Raw genomic sequence first — 25707 nt, 5'->3', positions numbered from 1 at the left:
CTGCGCAGGCACAGCAAACAAGAAAAATTAATATTAGCAGTGCGTGATGTATCGATATTACTTTTCACTCACTATACTATTAATCTAGCGTCCATAATTATCGCTCAATTAAACCACATAACGCAGCATTTAAGTTTAAAAATTAAAATTTAGACCATAAAAAACCAGCTTTACGCTGGTTTTTTATTAAAAAGTATTTTAGTAAAGAGAATTGTATTAACAATTCGCTGTTAATTGCCTTCTTTAACGAACAAATAGCCTTTACTACGCACGGTTTTGATACGTTTAGGATTTTCTGGATCATCACCAATTTTTGGACGGATACGCGAGATACGTACGTCGATTGAGCGATCTTGACCGTCATATTCAATACCGCGTAGACGCTCAAAGATATCTTCACGTGACAAGATACGACCAGCGTTAGACGCAAGTAACCATAATAAGTCATATTCGGCACTGGTGAAATCAACCAATTCGTCACCCAAGTTCACTGAGCGACCGCCATTGTCGATAACCAACTCACCAAACTCAAGACGCTGCGGCACATCTTCCGATGGCGCATTTTCTGAGCGGCGTAGTAAAGCACGGATACGGGCAAGCAATACACGTGGCTGCGCAGGCTTAGCGACATAGTCATCAGCGCCCATTTCAAGACCCAAAACCTGATCCATATCTTCTGTGCGCGCGGTCAGCATCAAAATAGGATTTTGATAGTGTGGACGTACTTCACGACATACCGTCAAGCCATCGCTACCAGGAAGCATGACATCAAGTACGACCAAATCTGGTTGTTCATTGACAATACGGCGAATGGCGCGATTACCATCGGTTTCAATTGCCACTTCTAAACCATTTTTAACCAAGTAATCTTGGGTCAACATGGCTAAGCGCTCGTCATCCTCAACAATCAAGATTCGGGGGGTGTTGTCTTCTTCATTCGTTGTCATTGTTATATCCTCTAATACATCTTATTTAAAAGCGGTGAAAATAAGAGCGGTAAATTAATAGCACCGTAACTCAATCAATTTGTAATCCAATACAGGCAGTGACCGTAACACGGTTACAAACTTGGTAGCACAGTATACTATTAAACACACAGCTTCCTATACTATAGCTTATAGTTGGTAACAAAACCTATAAACTACGTCCTTTAAAACGTTAGTTTGCGTCCAAAAATTATACCTTTTATTAACTTTAAAAGGCATAGGATAAATTTTATTTAATCATTCTACTGGTCTTATATCGAACCAACGCTTTAAAAGCTCAAACATTAAATGTTATTAGATGACGCCAAATAACTGCTGGACTTTTAAAATAAAAAATGTGGTTGCTACTCTCTAATATAACCATATATCAGCGTTGCCGCTAGTCACTTTTCCATCATTTTATGAAAATCAGTTTAGTTTTTGATAAATATTGCATCACCTAGGAGATTTTCAAATATAGTCAAAATATCCTAAAACGCGAGGGTATTGCTGATATCAATTTTTTGTAGCCTCTGTCTGCGCAGGCACAGCAAGCAAGAAAAACTGATATCAGCAGTGCGTACTGTATTGATATTACTTTTCACTCACTATAGTAAATGTCTGAGCTATGGCAAATATTAAACGCTAACTACTAGAAAGCTAACTATTAGAAGAACAAGCATAAAAAAACAGCCCTTCATGGACTGTTTTTATGTTTATAACAAAAACTAAAGCGTAACAATGTACTAGGCGCGGTTTTTATATTTACGAATAGTCTGCAACTGGGCGACTGATTCAGCCAATGACGCTAATGCCGCATTGGTTTGTACGGTATCAGATTGGTTGACCAGCATTTGCTCAGCTTTCTTACGTGCTTCAACGATTTTACTTTCGTCAAGATTGTGCGCACGCATCGCAGTATCAGCAAGTACGGTGACCATTTTTGGTTGTACTTCTAACACACCGCCAGATACATAAATAACTTCTTCTTCACCGTTAGGCGTTTGTACGCGCATCGGACCGGGTTTTAGCAAAGTAATAAGCGGGGTGTGACCTGGCAATATACCAATTTCGCCTTCGGTACCACTAGCTATTAACATGCTAATTTCGCCTGAATACAACTCTTCACGAGCACTTACGACGCGACATTGTAACGTTGCCATACTTAATTCCTTACCATCAAAGCGCGATCAAAAAACAGTAAAAACTGCGATGCGTTACTGAGGAGTAGATATAAAGGTTATATTATACCTACTCGTTAGCCCATACTTATAAACTTACGCTGCAGAAGACTTCATTTTTTCTGCTTTAGCAACAACTTCGTCGATGCCGCCTGCCATATAGAAAGCTTGCTCTGGTAGGTCATCGTATTCACCCGCGATGATTGCTTTAAAGCTAGCAATGGTATCGCGTAATGCAACATATTTACCAGGAGCACCGGTGAATACTTCCGCTACGTGGAATGGCTGTGACAAGAAACGCTGGATCTTACGCGCACGATAAACGACTAGTTTATCTTCTTCTGACAACTCATCCATACCTAGAATGGCGATAATGTCTTTAAGCTCTTTATAACGCTGAAGAACTTCCTGCACGCCGCGAGCAACGTTGTAATGCTCTTCACCGATAACCAATGGATCAAGCTGACGTGATGTTGAATCTAGTGGATCAACCGCAGGATAGATACCTTGTGAAGCGATATCACGGCTTAGTACCACTGTCGCATCCAAGTGAGCAAACGTCGTTGCTGGTGATGGATCCGTCAAGTCATCCGCAGGTACATATACCGCTTGTACAGAAGTAATTGAACCTGATTGCGTTGAAGTAATACGCTCTTGCAGCATACCCATTTCTTCAGCGAGCGTTGGCTGATAACCAACCGCTGATGGCATACGGCCTAGCAGTGCCGATACTTCAGTACCCGCTAGCGTATAACGATAGATGTTATCAACGAACAATAATACGTCACGACCTTTGCCAGTGACAGGATCTTTGGTATCACGGAAGTACTCAGCCATGGTCAAACCAGACAGTGCAACACGTAAACGGTTACCTGGTGGCTCATTCATCTGACCATATACCATCGCAACTTTAGATTTGCTAAAGTCTTCAACGTTGACAACACCCGCTTCTTGCATTTCGTGATAGAAGTCGTTACCTTCACGAGTACGCTCACCAACACCAGCAAACACGGATAGACCTTCGTGTTTAAGGGCGATGTTGTTGATCAATTCCATCATGTTGACGGTTTTACCAACACCAGCACCGCCAAACAGACCAACTTTACCACCTTTAGCAAACGGGCAAAGTAAGTCGATAACTTTAATACCTGTCTCTAACAGCTCAGTACTGTTTGACTGTTCTGCATAGCTTGGGGCTTCACGGTGGATGGACCATTTTTCTTCAGCAGCAACTGGACCTTCTTCATCGATAGGACGACCAAGAACATCCATGATGCGACCTAATGTACCCATACCGACTGGTACAGAAATAGGTGCGCCCGTGTTAGTCACTGGTAGGTTACGCTTTAAACCTTCGGTTGAACCCATCGCAATAGTACGTACGATACCGTCACCTAGCTGTTGCTGGACTTCTAGGGTGGTCTCAGTGCCGTCTACTTGCAAGGCATCAAAAATTTGAGGAACTTCGTTACGGTCAAACTCAACGTCAAGAACCGCGCCAATAATCTGTACAATACGACCGCTACTCATTGCGTTCTCCTTGAACTTCTGTATATAGTGGGTTTTATAAAGGGTTTCAATTATGAAACAGCAGCAGCACCGCCAACGATTTCCGAGATTTCTCGGGTAATCGCCGCTTGACGCAGCTTATTATAAACCAACTGTAAATCGTTAATTAGGTCACCAGCATTATCTGTTGCCGCTTTCATCGCAACCATACGTGAAGACTGCTCAGAGGCAATGTTTTCCATTACCGCTTGATAGACAATCGACTCGATATAGCGACCAAGTAATTCATCAATCAAGGTTTTAATGTCAGGCTCGTAGATATAATCCCAGCTCAGCTCTGTTTGTATGCCACTTTCTTCATCACCAAATGAACCCTCTGGTAAAGGTACCAATTGGTTGACAATCGGCTTTTGGGTCATAGCGTTGACAAACTGATTATAGACCACATAAATACGGTCTAATTTACCGTTGCTATAGTCTTCTAACATCGCTTGCACCGGCGCGTTTAATTGCTCAAACGTCGGTTTATCACCATAGTCAGTAACGGCTGAAGTGACTTTACCACCGAAGTTTTTAAAGAAACTCACGCCTTTAGCACCAATAACGGCAAACTCGGCTTGTACGGACTGGTCTTGATACTGCTGAATGCTTTTAGATAAAGCTTTGAATAGGTTAATATTCAAACCACCCGCTAGGCCGCGATCTGATGTGATGACAATATAGCCAACTTTATCAACCGGACGCGAGACCATATATGGGTGTTTGTAATCTGATGAGGCATGCACCAAATGCGAAATAACCCGGCGCATACTATCAGCATACGGGCGACCCACTTCCATGCGCTCTTGGGCACGGCGCATTTTACTAGCGGCTACCATTTGCATAGCGCGAGTAATTTTTTGGGTACTTTTAATACTGGTGACTTTGGCACGTATCTCTTTTAAGCTTGCCATAATGATTCCAATATAAGAGGGTTAAAAAGCATGGGCGTATGCAACAATCGTTTAATATAAAACACTGAACTTATCGAAGTAATGTCTTTACATCTTGTGGCATGACGCAATCTTAGACCTTCATTGGTTAAAATAGCGGCGCCATTATCTTAAAAGAAAGTCTTTTAGACTTAAAAGTTTCTTAAATAATGCGCCACTTTTTGCGCTCTAAAGCAGAGCGCTAACCACTTCAGGTTTAACCCGTTAAATTAATAACTGTGATTTTGTTTAAAGGTCTCTAAAGATGACTTTAAACGACCTGCGATATCATCATTATAATTTGCAGTGTCATCAATCTCACGCATCAATTCACTTTGCTCATCATGCATATAGCGTAAGTAAGCTTCTTCAAAAGAACCAATCTTCTCGACTGGTACGTCAGCTAAGAAGCCTTCGTTCGACGCATAGATAACTGCGGCTTGCTCAGAGATAGACATTGGCTGATATTGTTTTTGCTTCATCAATTCAGTCACGCGCTCACCATGATCAAGCTGTTCACGCGTTGCGTCATCAAGGTCTGATGCAAACTGAGCAAATGCTGCCAATTCACGATACTGAGCCAGTGCAGTACGGATACCACCAGACAGTTTCTTGATAATCTTCGTCTGAGCAGCACCACCAACACGCGATACCGAGATACCAGCGTTGACTGCTGGACGGATACCTGAGTTAAATAGGCTAGACTCTAAGAAAATCTGACCATCAGTGATTGAAATCACGTTGGTTGGTACGAATGCAGAGACGTCACCGGCTTGGGTTTCAATGATAGGTAGCGCGGTTAAAGAACCAGTTTTACCAACCACTTCACCATTGGTGAATTTTTCTACGTATGCCGCGTTTACGCGTGATGCACGCTCAAGTAAACGTGAGTGTAAGTAGAATACGTCACCAGGATAGGCTTCACGACCTGGCGGACGACGTAGCAATAGTGAGATTTGACGATAAGCAACGGCTTGTTTTGATAAGTCATCAAATACAATCAGTGCATCTTCGCCGCGGTCACGGAAGTATTCGCCCATCGTACAACCTGAGTACGGTGCGATATATTGAAGTGCTGCTGGCTCTGACGCTGAAGCGACAACCACAGTGGTATATTCAAGCGCACCAGTTTGCTCAAGCTTACGTACCACGTTAGCAATGGTAGAACGTTTTTGACCGATTGCCACGTAGACACACTTAATACCAGAGGCTTTTTGGGCAATGATCGCATCGATAGCCATGGCGGTTTTACCCGTCTGACGGTCACCAATGATAAGCTCACGCTGACCACGACCGATTGGAATCATGGTATCAACGGCTTTATAACCTGTCATGACTGGTTGATCAACTGATTGACGGTCGATTACGCCTGGGGCGATTTTTTCGACTTTATCAGTCATCTTGGCATCGATAGGACCTTTGCCATCAATAGGGTTACCTAAAGCATCAACAACACGGCCTAGCAACTCAGGACCTACGGGTACTTCCAAAATACGACCAGTACAATAGGCTTTTTGACCTTCTTGTAGTTTTAGGAAGTCGCCTAATACTACTGCACCAACAGAATCACGCTCTAAGTTAAGCGCCATTCCGTAGATTTCACCTTCAAACTCAATCATTTCGCCGTACATGGCATCTTCAAGACCATGAATCTGCACGATACCGTCAGATACTTTGACAATCGTGCCTTCATTCTTTGCAGTTGCACCCGCATCAAGGTCTTGAATACGCTGCTTAATCAGATTACTGATTTCCGCTGGATTCAATTGTTGCATTGCCTTGTTTCCTTTAATTTATGATAACCCGCCACTGACTTAAATGCTCTTATATCACGCAAGCTTTATTAAGCTGCACGGATGATTGGCATTAGGCCGTTAGCTGTGTTTTTAACTGTTGTAACTTGCCACGCATCGAATCATCGATAACTTTGTCACCGACTTTAATCGTAGCGCCCGCCAATAGATTTGGATCAACCGACTCGTGAATCACTACGCTCGCATTGAGCGAGTCAGCAAGACGCGTTTGCAGCGTCTGACGCTGAGCATCGGTTAATGGATAAGCAGAGGTCACATAAGCGTCAAGCTGCTTTAAGCTTATTGCCTTGTGACGGCGATAATGCTCATAAACTTCAGGAAGCAGCGCCAGACGCTCTTGTTCTGATAACTGTTTAACGAAGTTACTAAGTGCTACTGATACTTTAGGATAGCTGGCGTTTTGGTCATGACGAGCCCCTTGGGTCTCACCTAATAACTGCTTAAAAGCAGAATCATTCGCGCTAGCTACTTGCGTATCATAAAGATCGACCAAAGCAGCTGACTTATGCTCAGCAGAAACAGCTGGATTGTCTAGCCAAGTACTGAACGACTTGTCATTGACAACGGTAGCGGCAATAAATAAGAAGTTTTCCCACTCATTTACTACCCCGTTTTCATTGGCATAGTCAAACGCGGCTTTAGCGTACGGTCGTGCTAAGGTTGATAAGTCAGCCATGATATCCTCACAATTACAGCTTCGCCGCCAGTTGGTCTAACATACTGGCATGTTTTTGCACATCGACTTTGTCTTGCAAAATCTTTTCAGCACCAAGTACAGCCAGTTCAGCAACTTGGGCACGCAATGATTCACGCGCTTGATTGATTTCTTGGTCGATAGAGGCTTGCGCTTGTTGACGAATGCGTTCGCCTTCTGCTTGGGCTTGCAATTTTGCATCTTCAACAAGCTGATTGGCGCTCTTGTTCGCTTGCTCAATTAGCGCAGCAGCTTTAGTTTTTGCAACATCAAGCTCCTGCTGTACATTTTGCTCCGCGGTCGCTAAATCTGCTTTTGCTTTTTCTGCGGCGTTTAAGCCTTCAGCGATTTTACGCTGACGCTCATTAATGGCACCGATAAGTGGTGGCCACACGAATTTCATGCAAAAAATAACAAATATTGCAAAAGCAATGGCTTGACCGATGAGGGTAGAATTGATATTCACGTGATCACCTCTTTGTTAATGAAAAATCAGTTTCATTGATCATATTTGATAGCCAAACTTTGGCTATGTTTAATATACAAACTTTGACCACCAAACATTTACAACTGAGCTTTCTGATTAACCTGCTAGAGGGTTAGCGAACAACAATAGCATAGCAATACCAACACCAATCATCGGTACGGCATCAAGTAGACCTGCCACGATGAACATACGAGTTTGCAGTTGTGAACCAAGTTCTGGTTGACGTGCAACACCTTCTAAGAACTTGCCGCCTAGAATAGCAAAACCAATGCCTGTGCCAAGTGCGCCAAGACCGATAAGCAGTGCTACTGCGATAACTGTGTAACCACCTAATACTGGATCCATTGATGTATCCTCATTTACCTATTGAATGTATATAATTAATGTTCAGTTGATGATGCAAGCGACATATAAACTATCGTCAACATCATAAATACGAACGCTTGAAGGGTAATAATTAAGATGTGGAAAATCGCCCACGGCACCGATAACGCCCATTGAATCCAAAACGGCATCAGGGCAATCAATACGAAGATTAGCTCCCCAGCATACATGTTACCGAACAGACGCAAACCTAGTGAAATGGGTTTGGCAATCAAAGTAACAAACTCTAAGATAAAGTTGATGGGGATTAAAATGATTTGCATGATTGGGTTTTTGGCGCTAAACGGATGCAGTGTTAACTCACCGATAAAACCACCCAACCCTTTTTCTTTAATACTGTAGTAAATAATCAACGCAAAGACAGAAAATGACATGCCTAGGGTGATATTAGGGTCAGTCGTTGGTACAATCTTGAAGAACACGTGATGTGGATCATGACCCATCGCAGCGCCAACTTGACCTGCTAGACTTGGAATGAAGTCGATAGGCAATAAATCCATCAAGTTCATCAAGAAAATCCATACAAAAATGGTCAACGCTAGCGGCGCAATCAATTTTGACGTACCACTATAAGAATCGCGAACGTTGTTATCAACAAACTCAACGATCATCTCAACCGCTGCTTGAGTTTTGCCGGGAACGCCTGAAGTAACTTTTTTGGCAACCATCCAAAAGATGGCACAAAATAAAATACCCAGACCGATTGACCATAACATGGAGTCAAGATGGATAGCTTTAAAACCCATTAATCCTGCTTCTTCAGCAGTATGGGCAACTTTCCAACCTTCGCCCGGCAGATAGCCGTACGTCCAATTCGTTAAGTGGTGAGAGATATATTCTGATGATGTTTGCTCGGATGCCATAATGTAAGCTTCTTATTAATCAACGATTTAATCAACTACCAAAAAATATGGTTGTCATCTGATGAGGCGTTTGCGTTGTCACCAATCTGCGGTTAAGCAAATCCAGAAAAACACTTACAGCCCTCATGTAACCAATAACATCCAACCCATAGCTCTATAACTACTCTGTTATTCTTAAATAATTAAGCGGAATAACCAATTTTTTTATTGCGGCGGCTCAATTTGATAGTCATGGATAAATTTTAGCTATCAAAAAAGGGCGCACGATTATTCATTAATGGCCCTTGCATATCTACGCAAATTTTTAAGTATTGTTTACTTGTCTCGCTTTAATTTCATCACACCCAATACGGTGCTCAGCAGCAAGACAGTTAGCTGTCTATATTAATGCAGCGTTGTAATCGTGTAAAGTCAATTATGACTTTTTTATTTACGGTATGAATACGTTAACCGCTGTTAACGTTCGCTACTATGGCTTTGCCTCTATCCATCAAAGCCGATAATTTAATTGTATTTGAACACCCTATTTAAAAGGAGGCTTACTTATCGCGATTTTTACGCTTAGCTCTAGTTAAGCGTCTTTATTCATACTTTTATTGTAAAAACAGTTTTCAGTCACTTAATCAGTGATTGATGACTTTTTAACAGTAATCTTAGAGAAGCTGGACCGCAGGATGACAAATGTATGTGCTGTATTATTGAGCTATTAAAATTATAATAGCTTATAAGGCTAGCGTATCTGCCACAACATCCAACTGTGACTAATCTGCATTACCATAAAACCGACGAATAGCGCAGGCGCTGATAGAGGTTGTATGGTAATAAAAATTAGTGCAAAACCACATACGGTCAATAACCATTTGACCATTTGACCCCGATATAGCTGGCTGACAATATGTCTGCGCGCGCGATATCCGGTATACCAAAAGATAAATCCAGCAAAGACCGCTTGGGTGGCAAAACTGAGTAGCGCACCAATAGCGTTACTCTTTGCGATAACAAGCGTATTGCCGTTATTACCCAACCAAGTAACATCTACTATCCAACCGAGCACAATCAGGATAAATAAAATCCATGCTTGGCGTTTTAGATAAATAGCAATCTTATCTCTTTGGGTGCGTTTGGCAGGTTTGGTCATTGATATTTCTATAGCTCTATAACGTGGGGACAACGCCGCACCGTTGCGACAATATTATCCGTGAATGGCTCACTCTACAGACGTTATCTTTTAACCAAAATAAAACGCCACTTATTATAGGGAGCAAGCAGATTTTAAGCAAGTGAAATATGACTTTTATCAAGCATTTAGTTATTTAGCGCTGAAAATCTCTCTACAGAGTCAATAAAGTAGCACTAATCACCTCTAAATCCATCTATTCTACCGTTAATTTAACTTGCATCATTTCAAATAGCCTAAAAGCTCAGCTTGCTATTAGGGTTACCGATATTTAGGAAATACACTGACGGATTTGCTGTGCCATTGTCTGCCAGCCGCTAACAAAATCTTTACTGTTGCTCATGTCTTCCGCTTGCACGGTACTCTTAACTGGCTGTAACTTTGTAAGCAAACCTTTAGCAGGCTGACTTGGACTAACCAAGCACATTTGTTTTGCTGGGCGCTGCTCATTTAACCAGCGCAACTGACTGGCTTTTGGCGCTAAATGATGGTCAGTACTTAAGCTGCCAATTAATTGGAACTTGGCGCTGTCTTCCATATATTGATAAGCATCATGATAGGCCCAATACGGCAAAGGTTTTTGCGCGTGGTTTGCATGAGCTGACACCACGGCTTTATTCATGCGCTGGGCAAATTTTTGCGCATTGGCATGATAGAGCTTTTTATATTGCGGATTGGCATGACTGTGAATGACAGCAAGCGCTCGCGTAATGGCTTTAGCGTTTTCAGGATCGAGCCAAATATGCGGATCGAGCGTACCAGCAATGGCTTTGCCTTTAACATCGCGCAGCGGATGACGATTAAAGGCGTCGAACTTAAATAACGTAATCGCATTAGGCGCGCTATTGAGCGTGGTGGCTAAGTTGTTTTCTAGCGGCTCGCCAAACCAAACCACAAACTTACTATTTTGAATGACCTTGATATCGCCGGGACTGATACTGCCGTGATGTCCGACCTCCCCTGCTTGCAATAATTGCTTGGCTGATGGCGCGCCTTCCGTCACCGCTTGGCTTAATAAAAACAGCGGATAGTTACTGACGCTCACCGTTGCTGCTTGCGCGCTCATCATGAACGAGGCAAATATAAGCACGCCAGTTATGAGCAATCGCGGTAAGCGCAGAGGTAAATGCATAAAGTTTTTAAATAATGGAATCATAATAGCGGCTTTTAAGGTTCAAGGATAAATGACAAAGATAGTTATAAATATTTTGCAACGTTATTCTAGTTATAAAACAGCAGACCTGTGAATAAATGCAAAGGACCTCTCTGTTTTACATTTTAGTATGTTATACTATAACAATATAAAAAACCATTATAAAATATCCATTATCTAAAAACGCTGTCCGTCACACCGCTAGATCATCTTTAGGAGCTTGCTGCATGTCTACTCATTCATCTGTTTGCGCTCATGTCCATAATGTGCAAGATTTTACCACCTCTGATGTCAATGAGCGTTTACTAGCAGCCAAAGAGCAATGCCGCTCAAGCGGCGCACGCTTTACGCCTCTGCGTCAACAAATCTACCAGTTGGTGCTAGAAGCCAATAAACCAGTGGGCGCTTATGATCTAATCACTCAATTGCAGCAGATGCGCCTTGCCGAGCCTGAAGCAGAAAGCGACAGCTCGAACAATCAAGCAAATACTCAAACGCCAAAAAATGTCGCGCCGCCGACGGTTTATCGCAGCTTGGAGTTTTTATTGAGCGAGGGCTTGATTCACCAGCTAACCTCGATTAATGCTTATGTGCCTTGTTGTCACCCACGCGCCCAACATACAGCGGCGTTTTTAATCTGTGCCCAGTGTCAGCGGGTACAAGAATGCAGCAGTTTGCCAGTACAAGAAATGATGAGTTTTGCAGAGCAAGACGTTGGCTTTACGGTCGAGCGTAGCGTCATTGAATTGAGCGGTCGTTGCCAAGCGTGTCAGTAAAATAACGGTTCGCTTATATTTTTAACCTGAATTTTAGGTTTACGCTTTCATGCTGAATCATTATTCTGCCATTTCTTAATTGTCATTAATACATCAGTACTGCCTTATGAGCCTAGCAATTTTACCAACCAAGCCATCTGCTATGAATACAAGTGATAAATCCATGTCTAACGCGGCTAAACTGCTGAGCTTAAGTGATGTCAGTTACCATATCGGGCAGCAACGTATCCTCTCGCATATCGATATCGATATCGCTGTTAATGAAACAGTCAGTCTGATCGGACCTAATGGCGCGGGCAAGTCTACTTTAGTTAAACTAATTTTAGGCTTAATCAAACCGACGAGTGGCCAGATAACGTCACATCAAAAATTACAGCTCGGCTATGTGCCGCAGCGCTTTGCCGTGCCACCTATTTTACCGTTACGCGTTTGCGATTTATTGGCACAAGCCGATAAAAAGCGCTTAACGGCTGAGCAGCGGCAATTTATCTTTGATAATTTGTCGTTGACGCATTTATTGTCTCGGCAAATGCTGCATTTATCAGGCGGTGAAACCCAGCGGGTATTATTGGCGCGTGCCTTATTAGACAAGCCCAATTTATTAATCTTAGATGAGCCGATGCAAGGACTAGACCCTGATACAGAAGTTTGGCTCTATCAGTTTATCGATGAGCTGCCAGCATTTTTGCGCTGCGCCATGCTCGTTGTCTCTCATGATTTGCATTGGGTCATGAAAGGTAGCCGTCGAGTCATTTGTTTAAATAAGCATATTTGCTGCGAAGGGCAACCAAGCGAGCTTGCGATTAGTTCGGAGTTTCAGAAGCTTTTTGGCCATCATTATGAGCAGCCTTATGTGCATCAGCCGCACGCTTGTGAGCACCATGCCCCAAGCGAGATATAATTAAAAACCAAGCTTTTTAGACAAATTGCCTTGTTCCTTTTATAAAAACGTTACGGATATCTATTATGACCGCTTGGTTAGCCATCATCGCCCCTGCTTGGATTGCTGGTAGCATTTTAGCGCTTCTTTCTGCGCCTTTAGGCTGCCTAGTCTTATGGCGGCGCATGGCATTTTTTGCCGATGCCTTGGCACATGGCACGTTACTTGGTGTGGCGTTGGCAGTTTTGTGGCAATTACCGATGGGCATTGGCATTGGCATCGTCAGTATTTTGGTCGTACTGGGCTTAGTATTCATCGATGATGAGCGTCTGCCGGTCGATGCAGTGCTGGCCGTGGTTGCAGTATCGCTGCTGTGTTTAGGTTTATTAACCTTGACGCAGCTGACCGATCAGCAAGCCAATGTTTTAGGTTTTTTATTTGGCAATTTGCTCGAGCTTGACTGGGCAGATTTGCCGTTGATTGCAGTAAGTGTTTTGGTGGGCTTAGGATTACTGATTTATATATGGCCAGCACAAATCAAGCTTGCCACCCACGAAGCTTTGGCACGCATTCAAGGGATCAATCCAACACGCCAGCGCTTGTTTTTTATGGGCGTATTGGCAGGGTTTTGTGCTATTGCCTTGCAAGCGGTTGGGAGTTTATTAATCAGCGGGCTATTGGTGTTGCCAGCATTAACAGCACGTTTATGGTCGGCCTCACCAAAACAAATGGTTGTTATCTCTTTAATCATCGCCCAGCTTGGCGTCACGCTTGGCGTTTGGGGCAGCATTTGGCTAGATATCCAAACGGGGCTTGCTATCGTTTTGGTACTGGCTATTTTATTTTTTGTGGCGCTCATTATCTCAAAGCTAATAAGCAAAAAATCAGGGTCGGAATCCATATTAGCAAAATTCTGGTCCCCACGCCGTTAGCGTTATTTACATGTAGCACCAAATTACCACGTACCTCAGCCATGACATTTAGGTCGTGATTTTGATATTTGCTTGGCCTTTATCGAACTTTATTTCATCAATATTGCTAGAGCTTTAATGCCCATTATGTTATAAACTTTCCTGAATACTATCAATGCGATAGTTGGAAAATATTTGGTTTAATAAATACTCGGTATACTAATCTAAGATGTTTTTTTAACGAATGTTTTCGTTTCATCATATTCTAATTTATTATCGTTTTGCTTGATAAGGGACTAACCCCCATGCTTAGCTACCCCGCCAGCGCAGTCAACACGCCCGACGGACAGGTCAATGTTTTGCAAATTACCGATTTGCACTTATCCTCCCACGTGCCTGCGGCGGCTGACGAAACCAGTAGCGAAGTAGCGGTTTGCCAATACAATTTTGAGGCGATTATCAAGCAAGCGTTAAGTGCGGAGCGGCGCTGCGATTTGATTCTCGTGACAGGCGATTTGGTCAATAAAGTACAAGCAGAGATTTACGATCATATTTTTGACGTACTACAAGCAACGGGGATTCCTTTTGCCTGTATCGCCGGCAACCATGACGTTACCGATGAAAACAACAGCGAGCTGCCATTTTTTCAGCGTGAACTGATTGCCAGACCCGCAGACAGACGCTTATTGAACCGTCATGTTATCGAAACCGACCATTGGCAGTTGTTGTTAATAGATTCTTCGATGACAGGCAAGGTAGAAGGAGAAGTGGCGCTAAGCGACATTGATTGGCTCTGTAAGCAGCTAGAGACATGCGCTAAGCCTGCGCTTATTGCGCTGCACCATCATGTGATAGCGGTCGATTCAGATTGGATTGATCAGCATATGGTCGAAAACGCCGATATTTTTTGGCAACGGCTGGCAACATTTGAGCATCTCAAAGTCATTATCAGCGGCCATACCCACCAAGAGCAAGTCCGCTATCGGCATGGGGTAACGGTTTATAGCACACCCTCTACTTGCTATCAGTTTAAGCCTTTTGAAGATGATTTCGCTTATGATAAAAGCGCCCTGCCCGGCTATCGCTGGTTGCAATTAGCCAACAATGGAGAGGTTGCAAGCTGGGTCGAAAGACTAGATACTTGACAACCAGTTTTATTGGCAGAAATTTGGCTAGTATTTAGCTAGTATAATACCGCCAGAGTGTGTATGTTATAGGGCTAGCTAAAATTACTGGTTATAGACAGCCACAGCGTGATTGCTAATACTAGCAACCTAACCGTAAAGCTAAAAATGATAAATAAGTTATATCATAAATAAGGTAAAAAATGAGAACGGTCTACATTTAGACAAAATTATAATAGCTAGGACGGCTAAATTGACCACAAGCTAAGTTTCCACAGTCAGTGATTTGTAGCTTTATTTAATGGCTAGCATTTAAATAAAAACATTGATAACAATATACCTGACCATTGATAATCGATAAATTGCTAGCAGGATATCGAAATAACCGTATGTTTAGATCAGCTGTGTTACTTGTGTCACTAAGTGGTAAAACGCTTATAAAAGAAGCCATTTATAGCGTTTGGTAAATTGATAACGTCTTGTCTGTTGATAGGTCGTTTTATTGAATTAATTTGAAAAAGTAGGATACCCATATGAGCACCCTGACCCCAAACCCAAATCCAAGTGATGTAAAGTTCACCCCCTATGCGCCTGCCGAAAACGAAGAATACATGTCGGATGAGCAATTGGCGCACTTTAAAGCCATTTTATTAGATTGGAAGCATCAATTGATTGGCGAAGCAGATCGTACCAAGACTTATATCCAAGATGAGTCCAGTGCCATGCCTGATATCAATGACCGCGCCACTCAAGAAGAAGAGTTTGCCCTAACCTTGCGAACGCGTGATCGTGAACGTAAGCTGATTCGCAAAATTGATAAATCTATCGCTGAAATTGAAAACGAGGATTATGGATTTTGTGAAACTTGTGGCGTCGAGATTGGCCTGCGTCGTCTTGAAGCCCGTCCAACCGCGACCCAGTGCATTGACTGTAAAACTTTGTCTGAGATTAAAGAGCGTCAAAACCAAGGCGCTTAAATCCAGTTATTTTAATAGTCATTAATCATTTAAATACAAATACGAGCGACCATTCATTGGTCGCTCGTTGCGTTTTACCGCGTTATTTTTTATTAAATAGCTTTTAGTGGTTGACACGGCACCAACAAAATACGCATATTTAGCAAATATCTTTTTGGCATCGATTTATTTATTCTATCTATTTCCACTTTCGCTAAGTGTCTATTTTGAAAACATCTGCTACCTCTATGGCAAACACGCCTATTACTCCTACTCTGCCCCAACCTATTGGCCGTTTTGCGCCGTCACCAACCGGTGAGCTGCATCTTGGTTCCTTAACCACCGCGCTTGCCAGCTTTTGTCAGATCAAATCTCTTGGTGGTAAGTGGCTACTGCGTATCGAAGACACCGATACCGAGCGCTGTGATCGACAGTTTACTGAGCAGATTTTGATTGATTTAGAAGTGCTTGGGCTGCACTGGGATGGCGATGTCATCTACCAATCTGAGCGCCTTGATATTTATAATGATTATTTATCTTCAAGCCTATATCCGCTGACTTACGGCTGTCAATGCTCGCGTAAAAGCCTTGAGCGTTATTGGCAGCAAAAAGCGATGGGAGAAAGCATGGACGCAGAGCAGGTACAGGAAAAACTGCTGAACAGGCAACGCTATCCGCGCTGTTGTCTAAATGCCAATCTTGATAAAGAAAAAAACAAACTGCGTATACAGCTACCAGATTACCGTATTGGCTTTAAAGATGGTATTCAAGGTGTGCAATGGAGCAATCCGCAGCAAAGCTTGGGAGATATGGTGGTGCGTCGCCAAGACGGCATGATCAACTATATTTTGGCTGCTAGCCTCGATGATGGCTTGCAAGGTGTGACGCATATTATGCGTGGCTTGGACATTTTACCGATGACCACCGCGCAAATTAGCATCATGCATGCGGCGCATTTGACAGCTATCGATCATTGGTACCATTTACCATTAATATGCAGTCCTGATGGTCAAAAGCTCTCTAAACAAAACCTTGCCCAGCCAATTGATACCCGTGACCCAAGTCGTCTAATTGCCCATGCTTTGCAGCTATTACAGCAACCTGCCGTTGATAGAGACACGCCGACAAACATGCTTACCCAAGCAATTGCGCAATGGGACAACTCGCCATTACAAAATATGCAGACTTTTAATACAAGCGACATTTAACAAAAAACGCCGCTATAAGCGACGCTTCTTTATCATCAATAACTGGATTGCCGTAAACACTCTAATCATTACACGACTTAGTAATAACGGCACTGGCTCTTTTCAATCTCAGGGCTTTCTTTATAAATCCTTAGCAATACTGCGACCATTACTAAGCTAATCAGCATCGATGAGCCGCCATAACTGAAAAACGGCATGGTCAACCCTTTGGTGGGAATCGCGCCCATATTCATCGCCGCATTAATAATTGTCTGCGCAATAAACACCACCGCGATACCAAAGGCGGTATAGCTCATACGCATTTGCCGGCGTTTTAGGGCATTATAACTGATGCGCATCGCACTTCCGATAATCAGCGCCTCAAAGATGAGAATCATGGTCACCCCAACGAAGCCCAACTCCTCACCAGTAATGGCTAGTAGAAAATCGGTATGCGCCTCTGGTAAATGCGACAGTTTTTGCACGCTTTCGCCATAGCCGACGCCAGTAAACTGACCGCGACCAAAGGCAATTAAGCTACGGGCTAGCTGATAATCGGTATCTTGTACATCATCAAAAGGGTCCAAAAACGACATTACCCGTACCAGTCGGTATTGTACGGTCGCCACCATTAATACAGCACCGCCAACGGCCACAGCGCCGAGCGCGATAAATTGTTTATAAGGCGCACCAGCAATATAAAAGATGGCAAAGACCGTCCCAATAATAACCACAAACGAGCCAAAATCTGGCTGCGCGAGCAACAGAACGGTGATTAATCCAACCACGATGGCTATGCGTAAAAACCCATCCCAGCCGTTACGTACCTCAAATGAGCGCCGTACAACAAAGTCTGAGACAAAGATAATCATCACCAATTTGGCAAGCTCTGCGACCTGAAAATTAAAACCGCCGAGCGTGAGCCAACGCTTTGAGCCATTGATAGGCGTACTAAATAAAGTGGCAAACAACAATAACCCTGTGATGGCTAAGAGCATAAACTGGGTTTCGGTTTTATAAAGCCTTTTTAGCGTTACTGCTTTATAAGAAATACCAGCGATAACCAGCCCAATCGCCATGTATAAAAGCTGATTATAAAAGAAATGCAGCTCGCTCATGCCGCGACTAAGGGCAAACGGGATAGAAGCAGAAGCTACCATCAATAAGCTGAGCACCAACATACAGCCAACGCTTGCTAATAAAATGGCGCGCGCTGAGGGCATGGAGAGAACGCCATCTGAGCCAGTAGCTCGCGGCGATTGAGAGTTTGATCGAAAAAAAGAAGAGAGCGCCATAATTTTGTATACACTAGCAAACGAGAAAACACGGCGTTATAAAACGCCACCGTTTAAAAAAATGGGTGGTGTGTCAAAAAGTATGCTGATTAAAACTTGAACAATTTTTGAAGCCTTGAAAGCCCTATAGAATCAGAGAACTTAGCATAGATTTCTTATTGACTTCTATCGCCAGCATACTTTTTAGAACACCACCAAAAAATGAAGTTGATTTTATCCAATAGATAATAGCAGACAGCAAAGCGGCGACAAACCCCGATTGTTAATCGTTTAGTTTGTCAGTATTAATGGTACAGTGGTTAGCAACATGAATAGCAACGATGGTTTACAAATCGTTTATCGCCCGCTTTATTACCTAGTTGACAGTAGCAGCAATTTATAAGCAAAACAATCATTTATCGAAAAACGCTTTCCATTTTTATAACATCAGTAAAACTACTTAAAACCTAACGCTGATACTACTTCAAGCCAAAACGTATGATAAAACGTCAAGATGCTTTATGAAGCCTTGTCTAACTGGTTGACCAGCTGACTAAAGTACTTGCCGCGTTCGGCAAAACCACTAAACTGATCGAAACTAGCACAAGCTGGTGATAAAAGCACCGCTTGTACCTGCGATAAACTGCTTTTTGTGACTTGCTGTATCGTCGCAAAAGCGCCTTCTAGCGTTTGACATTGATGCATATAGACATCATCGTCGTTGATACCAGCGGCGCGTAAATGTTGCTCAACCTGCTGGCTATCTTCGCCAATAAACAGCACTTGGCTGACGTATTGATTGATAAATGGCGTTAATTCGCCAAATTGCTGACCTTTACCTTGGCCACCTAAAATTAATAGCAGTTTACCGTCTTTAGGCGCATATACCGCTCCTAAGCCCTCGACTGCCGCCATGGTTGAGCCAATATTAGTACCCTTAGAATCATTAAAATAATCAATGCCATCGACCGTAGCCACATATTCGCAGCGATGCTCAAGTCCTGTAAAATTCTGCAAGGTGGCGAGCATACTATCAAGCGGTAAACCTGCAAGCTCGCCAAGTGCTAAAGCTGCTTGCGCATTGAGTAAATTATGCCGACCTTTGATACGCAGTTTGTCTGCCGACAGCAAACGCTCTGTCCCGCGGGCCAAATACGTCTGCCCTTCTGAGTCGGTAATCAGCCCATATTGACCTTTGTCAGGGGCGTGAATGCCCGTGCTTAAGCGTGGCAAATTATCCGCCACTAGCGGCCGCGTCAAGGCATCTTCGCGATTTATCACTACAGACTTGGCGCCTTGAAAAATACGATGCTTGGCTTGATGGTAGCCGAGCATATCGCCATGGCGGTCTAGGTGGTCAGGCGACATGTTCAGTACCGTTGCCACTTGTGCGCCTAAATTGGTCACCGTTTCTAACTGGAAACTTGATAGCTCGAGAACTGCCAACTCCATCTCGGTATTGGACAGTAACGTCAGTGCTGGCACGCCAATATTGCCGCCTACGCCAACATTGACCCCAGCATCGACGGCCATTTGTCCAACCAAGGTGGTGACGGTACTTTTAGCATTAGAGCCTGTAATCGCAACAATCGGTACGCGGCACGCTTCACAAAATAATTGAATGTCACTGACAACGGGAATATTAGCCTCTCGCGCCGCAGCAACCGCTGGGGTTTTTAAGGAGATACCTGGGCTGATGATAATGCGAGCCGCTTGTTGCAATAAATCGGCATCTATCGCGCCAAACTGGCGAATCTCAACAGCAGCAGGCAATTGGTCTGCTAAAGTGGGATTGACTTGATTGTCGGTGACAGCGACTTGGTAACCTTGCTTGGTCAAATACTGCGCAACCGACAGCCCCGACTGCCCCAAACCGACCACGACTTGTAAACCACTGCCCTTATGAAGTAAGGATTCTGTTGCGGTGTTAGTGGTCATATCTATTCCTTTTATCTATTGGACGAACAAAATTGTATCAAGCATCTTGGCTTTATCAATAGTATTGATAATGGCTTTTTGTAGTGGGCTTTACGCTAAACGTCAGGGCTACAACTAATCTCAGCCAGTTCTAGCAAGTCTGAACCAGCTTGAACCAGTATAAGTAAGCCGCTGTGGATGATGAGCATCATAAAGCCATTGCCACAATTTCGGTACTGGTTTTTTGAGGCTTTGTGTTATTATGCACCTGTTTTTATATTGCGCCGCTAATGCTATAATAGCCGCCTTAATAAGAACCGCTACGATAGTAAGCGCTCTTTAACCAAATCTTTAATTTAGCATTTTAGTTTAGCATGTTGTCACCTTTATCGCGCCATTGTCATCGTCCTGCAGTTATGTTTTTTATGCTGAAGTGGATATGACAGGCAACCGCTGCCCCATATTTTGGCGTTTTGTCTGACAAGAGACATATCTTCTTCCACCGTATTTCACGGCAAACACTTATTCATATTTTTAAGAGCTGTTATCCTACTGATTAAGGGTAACGGTTTGTGCGATACCGCTATAAAGGTCGATAACCGTTAGTCTCGATACAATCATTTTAGGGTGACGCTTTATTGCTCGATCATAAATGGTTGTTTTTTTTGCCTCTAACCCTATACAGTTTACTTATGACATCTTTTTTTGGCAGTTTGCGTGAAGAGTGGTTTTCCAATATTCGCGGTGATACGTTATCAGGTTTAGTGGTCGCACTAGCCTTGATTCCAGAAGCGATTGCCTTTTCTATTATCGCTGGTGTCGACCCAAAAGTCGGTTTATATGCTTCATTTTGCATCGCCGTGGTCATTAGTTTTGTCGGTGGACGTCCGGGTATGATTTCGGCGGCGACTGGCGCAATGGCACTGGTGATGGTTGATTTGGTCGCCGAGCACGGGCTGCAGTACTTGCTTGCCGCTACGCTACTGTGCGGCGTCATTCAAATCATCATGGGTATTTTAAAACTTGGTAACTTGATGCGCTTTGTGTCGCGCTCGGTGGTGATTGGTTTTGTTAATGCGCTGGCGATTTTAATCTTTGCCGCCCAGTTGCCTGAGCTGAACCCGATGACTGAGCGCGTCGGCATGACGGTTTATATCATGACGGCGGCAGGCCTTGCGATTATTTACTTATTTCCGCTGCTTCCTAAAATCGGACGCGTGATTCCGTCACCGCTGATTTGTATCGTTGGTTTGACTGCGGTTGCCATATATATGAATCTTGATATTCGTAACGTCGGTAGCATGGGCGATTTGCCCGATTCTTTACCGGTGTTTTTATTACCTGACATTCCGCTTAACTTTGAGACCCTAATCATTATCGCGCCTTATTCTATCGCGCTTGCCATCGTAGGTTTATTAGAATCTATGATGACCGCGACCATCGTCGATGAATTGACTGATACGCCAAGTGATAAAAACCGTGAGTGCCGTGGTCAAGGCATGGCCAACGTCGTATCAGGCTTCTTTGGCGGTATGGCAGGCTGCGCGATGATTGGTCAATCAATGATTAACGTCAAATCTGGCGGCCGTACGCGTTTATCAACGCTTATTGCTGGCGTGGTGCTACTCATCTTGGTGGTATTTTTAAGTGAGTGGGTCAGCCAAATTCCGATGGCAGCCTTGGTAGCGGTGATGATTATGGTTTCTATCGGCACCTTTAATTGGCAATCTATTCGAGAATTTAAAACCCACCCGCTGTCCTTTAATATCGTGATGCTGGCGACCGTGATAACCACTGTGTTTACCCATAACCTCGCGTACGGCGTCGGCGTTGGCGTGCTGCTCTCAGCGTTGGCGTTTGCCAATAAGATCGGGCAATTCTTAACGGTCTTTAGTGAGTATGACGACAGTAGCAACACTCGTTATTACTATGTGCAAGGACAGGTTTTCTTTGCGTCAACGACGCAGTTTCTGCAAAGCTTTGATACCAAAGAAGCGTTGGACAGCGTACAAATCGATGTTAGCCACGCCCACTTTTGGGACGTGAGTGCCGTCGATACCTTGGACAAACTGGTCATGCGTTTGCAGCGCGAAGGTATTGATGTCAAAGTGGTTGGACTCAACAGCGCCAGCCGTACCCTTATCGATCGCTTTTCGATTCACGATCGCCGAGATATTGGACTGTTAGATTAAACAAAACGGTATTGCTGTTATCAAGCTGAGCGCAATAGTGTCTTTATTGTTCAGCAATTATATTGGTATATAAAATCAGGCTCGCGGCTTAAAGGCACTCCTTTAAACCGTGAGCCTGATTTTATTATTGAGATATGTGGTGCCCTTATGAGTAATTTGAAGCCAGATAGTGTGATTGCTTGCTTGGACTGTCCCAATCATGTGCAAGCGGTATTGGATGCTAGTATGTGGGCCTCTATTCGTCTGCAAGCACCCATTGGTCTGCTGCATTCTGTACCAAGTTTGCAACAAAAAGCTGCCGTTGATTATTCTGGTTGTCTCAATATTGACGATGAAAATGTCTTGCTAGACCAATTCACCGCACAAGAGCATTTGAGCAATAGCGAGCTAAAAGCCCAAGGTAAACTGCTGCTGCATCAGGCCAGCACTTATTGTGAGCAACAAAGTCACAAGCTTAAAACTTATACCTTACATCGGCATGAAAGTCTGAGTGACAGTATTGATTACGTCGATGACAAAGCACAATTAATGGTCATCGGTCATCATGTGACTTGCAAATCAACCTTGAGTCAGCTGATACGTTTGAGCCACTGCCCCATTTTGGTGACGCATGCACCATTTTTGCCCCCAACGACGGCGTTATTTGCTTTTGATAACAGTCCAACTTCGCATAAGCTGCTCAATTGGCTGTGTAAAACGCCGCTTATTCGTGCGTTGACCGTACATATTGTCATGGTTGCTAAAGAAAACTCAGAAAACTGCGATGCACTGCGGGAAGCCTATGCGCGCCTTAAACAAGCGGGTATCAAGTGTAAAAAAGCCTTGCTCGACTGCCGTGATGTGACCGCTGCCTTAAATTACTATCAAAGCAAAAATGATATTGGGCTGCTGATGACCGGCGCCTTTGGGCAACCGCGTCTGCTTGAGCTGCTAAAAGGTAGTGACACCAAAAAACTACTTGGCAGTACCAAAACCCCGTATTTACTCTTCCCCAAAGCTTAAAACCTTCTTTTTATGTATAAACTTTTGATTTTAAACGCTATTATTCATAATGGCGTTTTTAATAATCGACGTTTTTACAATGCTTACGCGCTTACTTTTCTCCTATCTCTTCCCATTTTTCTTATCAAACCTCTTATCAAATCGTCACATGAAATAAAGTGATAGCCTCCCCAAGGGCTTAAAAAGTTGGTTATAATAAAGTGTTTATTCTCCCAACGTTAAAGGTTGATAACTCCAACTTATATCCCTAAAAGCATAGTTATTGTTGCGATATAGGCAAGAGTTTTTGTCATTATCATGGTTATTTTTAAGCAAATGCGCGCAACCCTACCAACCCCCTTGAGTAGGTTTGGCACAATTCTTGAACTATTTACCATGAGCCTGACAATAATACGAGCCAGCAAACGGTCTCTATTAACCTGCGACATCATCTATATAAGGATTTTTTTATGAAGCTAATCACTGCGATCTTAAAACCATTTAAGCTCGATGATGTGCGCGAAGCGCTTTCTGACATCGGTGTAAAGGGTGTCACCGTCACCGAGGTCAAGGGTTTTGGTCGTCAAAAAGGTCATACCGAGCTCTATCGCGGCGCCGAGTACGTGGTGGACTTTTTACCTAAAGTAAAAGTCGAAGTGGCGGTGATGGATGAGATGGTCGAACCTGCTATCGAAGCCATTACGCGTATCGCCAGTACTGGCAAAATCGGTGACGGCAAGATATTCGTGACCAATCTTGAGCAAGTCATTCGTATTCGTACGGGTGAGACAGGTCCTGACGCTATTTAGTAGTTAAGAATAATTAAGCGCTAGACCACTTATAAACACTGATTTATAGGTCATCTCGATCACTGTATTGCATCTATTCAAGGGGGAATTAATATGCAAAACCAAATCTTTGAGCTCCAGTACGCGCTAGATACATTTTATTTTTTAATCTGTGGCGCGCTAGTCATGTGGATGGCCGCCGGCTTCACCATGTTAGAAGCTGGACTGGTACGCTCAAAAAACACCGTCGAAATCCTCACCAAAAATATCGCCCTCTTTGCTACCGCCTGTACTCTGTATATGATCTGCGGTTATGCCATTATGTACGATGGTAATCTGTTTTTAAGCGGTATTGCTGGCACTGATGCCTTAAATAATACGTTAGTAGCCGATGCCTTAGCGACTTCAGCTAAAAATGGTTTTAATGGCGATGCGGTATACTCGGCGGCTTCCGATTTCTTTTTCCAAGTTGTATTCGTCGCTACCTGCATGTCTATCGTTTCAGGAACAGTGGCTGAGCGTATGAAGCTATGGTCTTTTTTGCTGTTTGCCGTCGTTATGACTGGATTTATCTATCCATTAGAAGGCAGCTGGACGTGGGGCGGTAAAGCCGTATTTGGCTTATTTAGCCTTGGCGATTTGGGATTTTCTGATTTTGCCGGTTCAGGTATCGTGCATATGGCAGGAGCAGCGGCGGCGCTATCGGGCGTTCTGCTTTTAGGAGCACGTAAAGGTAAATATGGACCTAACGGTGAGATACGGGCGATTCCCGGCGCCAATTTACCTTTAGCAGCGCTTGGTACGCTTATTTTATGGATGGGTTGGCTTGGGTTTAACGGCGGCTCCGTGCTCAAACTTGGCGATATCACCAGTGCCAACGCCGTTGCGATGGTGTTTTTAAATACCAACGCTGCCGCTGCGGGCGGGGCGATTGGCGCGCTTATTATCGCGCGCATCATTTTTGGTAAAGCAGATTTGACCATGCTATTAAATGGTGCATTAGCGGGTCTGGTCGCCATCACTGCCGAACCGTCCACCCCGTCGGCGCTGCAAGCAACGTTATTTGGCATGACAGCAGGCGTTATTGTGGTCATATCAATCCTTGCATTAGATAAAATAAAAATCGATGATCCAGTCGGTGCTATCTCTGTACATGGGGTGTGCGGCTTGTTCGGTCTGATGCTAGTGCCACTGACCAACCCAAATGCTACTTTGCTCGGTCAAATTGCTGGTGCTGCGACCATCTTTACTTGGGTGTTTATCAGTAGTCTGATAGTCTGGAGCATCATTAAATTTGTCATAGGTCTGCGTATCTCTGAAGAAGAAGAATATCAAGGAGCAGACATCGCTGAATGTGGTATGGAAGCCTATCCAGAGTTTATAAGGTAAAAAGTATTTAAGAGGGTTTTATTGTTGATTTACTAATCATCGATAAAACCCTTTTATTAGAAATCTATCCCATCAAAAATCCCGCAAAACCTTTCGGTCTTGCGGGATTGTTTATTCTTTAACACTATAGTCTT

The 25707-nt window shown here is 43.6% G+C and carries 23 protein-coding genes; 10 read left to right on the top strand and 13 right to left on the bottom strand.

Going from position 1 to position 25707, the window contains the following annotated elements; genetic code table 11:
- Positions 1 to 230 precede the first annotated feature (230 nt).
- From IQ457_RS07850 to IQ457_RS07800, 11 genes are all read right to left on the bottom strand, one after another.
- The gene (locus IQ457_RS07850) at positions 231 to 947 is read right to left on the bottom strand and encodes a response regulator (protein ID WP_021812806.1); all 717 of its coding nucleotides are present in this window, start codon (positions 945 to 947) and stop codon (positions 231 to 233) included.
- A 764-nt stretch (positions 948 to 1711) separates the two neighbouring features.
- Positions 1712 to 2128 carry a F0F1 ATP synthase subunit epsilon gene (locus IQ457_RS07845; RefSeq protein ID WP_191690707.1) on the bottom strand — a complete coding sequence of 139 codons (417 nt, stop codon included), beginning with the start codon at positions 2126 to 2128 and terminating at the stop codon, positions 1712 to 1714.
- A 114-nt stretch (positions 2129 to 2242) separates the two neighbouring features.
- Entirely contained in the window at positions 2243 to 3676 is a 1434-nt protein-coding gene (atpD, locus tag IQ457_RS07840) for a F0F1 ATP synthase subunit beta (RefSeq protein WP_200662733.1), read from the bottom strand.
- A gap of 50 nt (positions 3677 to 3726) precedes the next feature.
- Positions 3727 to 4608, bottom strand: a complete 882-nt coding sequence (gene atpG / locus IQ457_RS07835; RefSeq protein WP_068404256.1) for a F0F1 ATP synthase subunit gamma — start codon at positions 4606 to 4608, stop codon at positions 3727 to 3729.
- Positions 4609 to 4856: 248 nt separating this feature from the next.
- Entirely contained in the window at positions 4857 to 6401 is a 1545-nt protein-coding gene (atpA, locus tag IQ457_RS07830; RefSeq protein ID WP_068404258.1) for a F0F1 ATP synthase subunit alpha, read from the bottom strand.
- Positions 6402 to 6492: 91 nt separating this feature from the next.
- Positions 6493 to 7116 carry a F0F1 ATP synthase subunit delta gene (locus IQ457_RS07825; RefSeq protein WP_200662732.1) on the bottom strand — a complete coding sequence of 208 codons (624 nt, stop codon included), beginning with the start codon at positions 7114 to 7116 and terminating at the stop codon, positions 6493 to 6495.
- A 13-nt stretch (positions 7117 to 7129) separates the two neighbouring features.
- Positions 7130 to 7600 carry a F0F1 ATP synthase subunit B gene (locus IQ457_RS07820; protein ID WP_025651436.1) on the bottom strand — a complete coding sequence of 157 codons (471 nt, stop codon included), beginning with the start codon at positions 7598 to 7600 and terminating at the stop codon, positions 7130 to 7132.
- Positions 7601 to 7717: 117 nt separating this feature from the next.
- Positions 7718 to 7966: a F0F1 ATP synthase subunit C gene (atpE, locus tag IQ457_RS07815; RefSeq protein ID WP_025651437.1), complete on the bottom strand. Its 249-nt coding sequence runs from the start codon at positions 7964 to 7966 to the stop codon at positions 7718 to 7720.
- Positions 7967 to 8001: 35 nt separating this feature from the next.
- Positions 8002 to 8868, bottom strand: coding sequence for a F0F1 ATP synthase subunit A (atpB, locus tag IQ457_RS07810; protein ID WP_068404261.1), 867 nt, complete (start codon positions 8866 to 8868; stop codon positions 8002 to 8004).
- A gap of 730 nt (positions 8869 to 9598) precedes the next feature.
- Positions 9599 to 10006 carry an ATP synthase subunit I gene (locus IQ457_RS07805; protein ID WP_068404263.1) on the bottom strand — a complete coding sequence of 136 codons (408 nt, stop codon included), beginning with the start codon at positions 10004 to 10006 and terminating at the stop codon, positions 9599 to 9601.
- Positions 10007 to 10316: 310 nt separating this feature from the next.
- Positions 10317 to 11201, bottom strand: a complete 885-nt coding sequence (locus IQ457_RS07800) for a metal ABC transporter substrate-binding protein (protein WP_200662731.1) — start codon at positions 11199 to 11201, stop codon at positions 10317 to 10319.
- Between the two features lie 224 nt (positions 11202 to 11425).
- Here IQ457_RS07800 and IQ457_RS07795 point away from each other — a divergent pair, with 224 nt between their 5' ends.
- The 6 genes from IQ457_RS07795 (at position 11426) to gluQRS (ending at position 17053) form a co-directional block, all read left to right on the top strand.
- The gene (locus IQ457_RS07795; RefSeq protein WP_200662730.1) at positions 11426 to 11974 is read left to right on the top strand and encodes a transcriptional repressor; all 549 of its coding nucleotides are present in this window, start codon (positions 11426 to 11428) and stop codon (positions 11972 to 11974) included.
- A gap of 163 nt (positions 11975 to 12137) precedes the next feature.
- Positions 12138 to 12875 (top strand): metal ABC transporter ATP-binding protein, encoded by a 738-nt coding sequence (locus IQ457_RS07790; RefSeq protein ID WP_200662751.1) that lies wholly within the window; start codon positions 12138 to 12140, stop codon positions 12873 to 12875.
- Between the two features lie 65 nt (positions 12876 to 12940).
- Entirely contained in the window at positions 12941 to 13786 is an 846-nt protein-coding gene (locus tag IQ457_RS07785) for a metal ABC transporter permease (RefSeq protein ID WP_068404270.1), read from the top strand.
- Between the two features lie 284 nt (positions 13787 to 14070).
- Positions 14071 to 14910 (top strand): metallophosphoesterase, encoded by an 840-nt coding sequence (locus IQ457_RS07780; RefSeq protein ID WP_200662729.1) that lies wholly within the window; start codon positions 14071 to 14073, stop codon positions 14908 to 14910.
- Positions 14911 to 15422: 512 nt separating this feature from the next.
- Positions 15423 to 15866 carry an RNA polymerase-binding protein DksA gene (gene dksA, locus IQ457_RS07775; RefSeq protein WP_068404274.1) on the top strand — a complete coding sequence of 148 codons (444 nt, stop codon included), beginning with the start codon at positions 15423 to 15425 and terminating at the stop codon, positions 15864 to 15866.
- 227 nt (positions 15867 to 16093) lie between these two features.
- Positions 16094 to 17053 (top strand): tRNA glutamyl-Q(34) synthetase GluQRS, encoded by a 960-nt coding sequence (gene gluQRS, locus IQ457_RS07770; RefSeq protein WP_200662750.1) that lies wholly within the window; start codon positions 16094 to 16096, stop codon positions 17051 to 17053.
- Positions 17054 to 17130: 77 nt separating this feature from the next.
- On the opposite strand, the gene IQ457_RS07765 is transcribed toward gluQRS, so the two are convergent.
- Together IQ457_RS07765 and murD are read right to left on the bottom strand one after the other, a co-directional pair.
- Entirely contained in the window at positions 17131 to 18327 is a 1197-nt protein-coding gene (locus IQ457_RS07765) for an FtsW/RodA/SpoVE family cell cycle protein (protein ID WP_242465388.1), read from the bottom strand.
- 498 nt (positions 18328 to 18825) lie between these two features.
- Complete coding sequence (gene murD, locus IQ457_RS07760; RefSeq protein WP_200662728.1) at positions 18826 to 20244, bottom strand: UDP-N-acetylmuramoyl-L-alanine--D-glutamate ligase; 1419 nt, start codon at positions 20242 to 20244, stop codon at positions 18826 to 18828.
- 671 nt (positions 20245 to 20915) lie between these two features.
- Between murD and IQ457_RS07755 the strand changes: the two genes are divergently transcribed.
- The 4 genes from IQ457_RS07755 to IQ457_RS07740 all read left to right on the top strand — a co-directional run bounded on the left by IQ457_RS07755 (position 20916) and on the right by IQ457_RS07740 (position 25573).
- Complete coding sequence (locus IQ457_RS07755; protein WP_200662727.1) at positions 20916 to 22415, top strand: SulP family inorganic anion transporter; 1500 nt, start codon at positions 20916 to 20918, stop codon at positions 22413 to 22415.
- Between the two features lie 147 nt (positions 22416 to 22562).
- Positions 22563 to 23417 carry a universal stress protein gene (locus tag IQ457_RS07750; RefSeq protein ID WP_200662726.1) on the top strand — a complete coding sequence of 285 codons (855 nt, stop codon included), beginning with the start codon at positions 22563 to 22565 and terminating at the stop codon, positions 23415 to 23417.
- A gap of 449 nt (positions 23418 to 23866) precedes the next feature.
- Positions 23867 to 24205 (top strand): P-II family nitrogen regulator, encoded by a 339-nt coding sequence (locus IQ457_RS07745; protein ID WP_011514651.1) that lies wholly within the window; start codon positions 23867 to 23869, stop codon positions 24203 to 24205.
- Positions 24206 to 24298: 93 nt separating this feature from the next.
- Positions 24299 to 25573 (top strand): ammonium transporter, encoded by a 1275-nt coding sequence (locus IQ457_RS07740; protein WP_200662725.1) that lies wholly within the window; start codon positions 24299 to 24301, stop codon positions 25571 to 25573.
- The last annotated feature ends 134 nt before the right edge of the window (positions 25574 to 25707 follow it).

The organism is Psychrobacter sp. M9-54-1, assembly GCF_016613355.1.
GTDB lineage: Bacteria > Pseudomonadota > Gammaproteobacteria > Pseudomonadales > Moraxellaceae > Psychrobacter > Psychrobacter faecalis.
Note: the sequence above shows the minus strand (reverse complement) of the source record. Positions and strands in the feature narration are given on the sequence as shown.

Bases quoted from the DNA above. Each gene is read 5' to 3' on its own strand.
- IQ457_RS07850 (WP_021812806.1), bottom strand. From the start codon at position 947: ATGACAACGAATGAAGAAGACAACACCCCCCGAATCTTGATTGTTGAG.
- IQ457_RS07845 (WP_191690707.1), bottom strand. From the start codon at position 2,128: ATGGCAACGTTACAATGTCGCGTCGTAAGTGCTCGTGAAGAGTTGTAT.
- atpD (WP_200662733.1), bottom strand. From the start codon at position 3,676: ATGAGTAGCGGTCGTATTGTACAGATTATTGGCGCGGTTCTTGACGTT.
- atpG (WP_068404256.1), bottom strand. From the start codon at position 4,608: ATGGCAAGCTTAAAAGAGATACGTGCCAAAGTCACCAGTATTAAAAGT.
- atpA (WP_068404258.1), bottom strand. From the start codon at position 6,401: ATGCAACAATTGAATCCAGCGGAAATCAGTAATCTGATTAAGCAGCGT.
- IQ457_RS07825 (WP_200662732.1), bottom strand. From the start codon at position 7,116: ATGGCTGACTTATCAACCTTAGCACGACCGTACGCTAAAGCCGCGTTT.
- atpE (WP_025651437.1), bottom strand. From the start codon at position 7,966: ATGGATCCAGTATTAGGTGGTTACACAGTTATCGCAGTAGCACTGCTT.
- atpB (WP_068404261.1), bottom strand. From the start codon at position 8,868: ATGGCATCCGAGCAAACATCATCAGAATATATCTCTCACCACTTAACG.
- IQ457_RS07805 (WP_068404263.1), bottom strand. From the start codon at position 10,006: ATGACCAAACCTGCCAAACGCACCCAAAGAGATAAGATTGCTATTTAT.
- IQ457_RS07800 (WP_200662731.1), bottom strand. From the start codon at position 11,201: ATGATTCCATTATTTAAAAACTTTATGCATTTACCTCTGCGCTTACCG.
- IQ457_RS07795 (WP_200662730.1), top strand. From the start codon at position 11,426: ATGTCTACTCATTCATCTGTTTGCGCTCATGTCCATAATGTGCAAGAT.
- IQ457_RS07790 (WP_200662751.1), top strand. From the start codon at position 12,138: ATGTCTAACGCGGCTAAACTGCTGAGCTTAAGTGATGTCAGTTACCAT.
- IQ457_RS07785 (WP_068404270.1), top strand. From the start codon at position 12,941: ATGACCGCTTGGTTAGCCATCATCGCCCCTGCTTGGATTGCTGGTAGC.
- IQ457_RS07780 (WP_200662729.1), top strand. From the start codon at position 14,071: ATGCTTAGCTACCCCGCCAGCGCAGTCAACACGCCCGACGGACAGGTC.
- dksA (WP_068404274.1), top strand. From the start codon at position 15,423: ATGAGCACCCTGACCCCAAACCCAAATCCAAGTGATGTAAAGTTCACC.
- gluQRS (WP_200662750.1), top strand. From the start codon at position 16,094: ATGGCAAACACGCCTATTACTCCTACTCTGCCCCAACCTATTGGCCGT.
- IQ457_RS07765 (WP_242465388.1), bottom strand. From the start codon at position 18,327: ATGGCGCTCTCTTCTTTTTTTCGATCAAACTCTCAATCGCCGCGAGCT.
- murD (WP_200662728.1), bottom strand. From the start codon at position 20,244: ATGACCACTAACACCGCAACAGAATCCTTACTTCATAAGGGCAGTGGT.
- IQ457_RS07755 (WP_200662727.1), top strand. From the start codon at position 20,916: ATGACATCTTTTTTTGGCAGTTTGCGTGAAGAGTGGTTTTCCAATATT.
- IQ457_RS07750 (WP_200662726.1), top strand. From the start codon at position 22,563: ATGAGTAATTTGAAGCCAGATAGTGTGATTGCTTGCTTGGACTGTCCC.
- IQ457_RS07745 (WP_011514651.1), top strand. From the start codon at position 23,867: ATGAAGCTAATCACTGCGATCTTAAAACCATTTAAGCTCGATGATGTG.
- IQ457_RS07740 (WP_200662725.1), top strand. From the start codon at position 24,299: ATGCAAAACCAAATCTTTGAGCTCCAGTACGCGCTAGATACATTTTAT.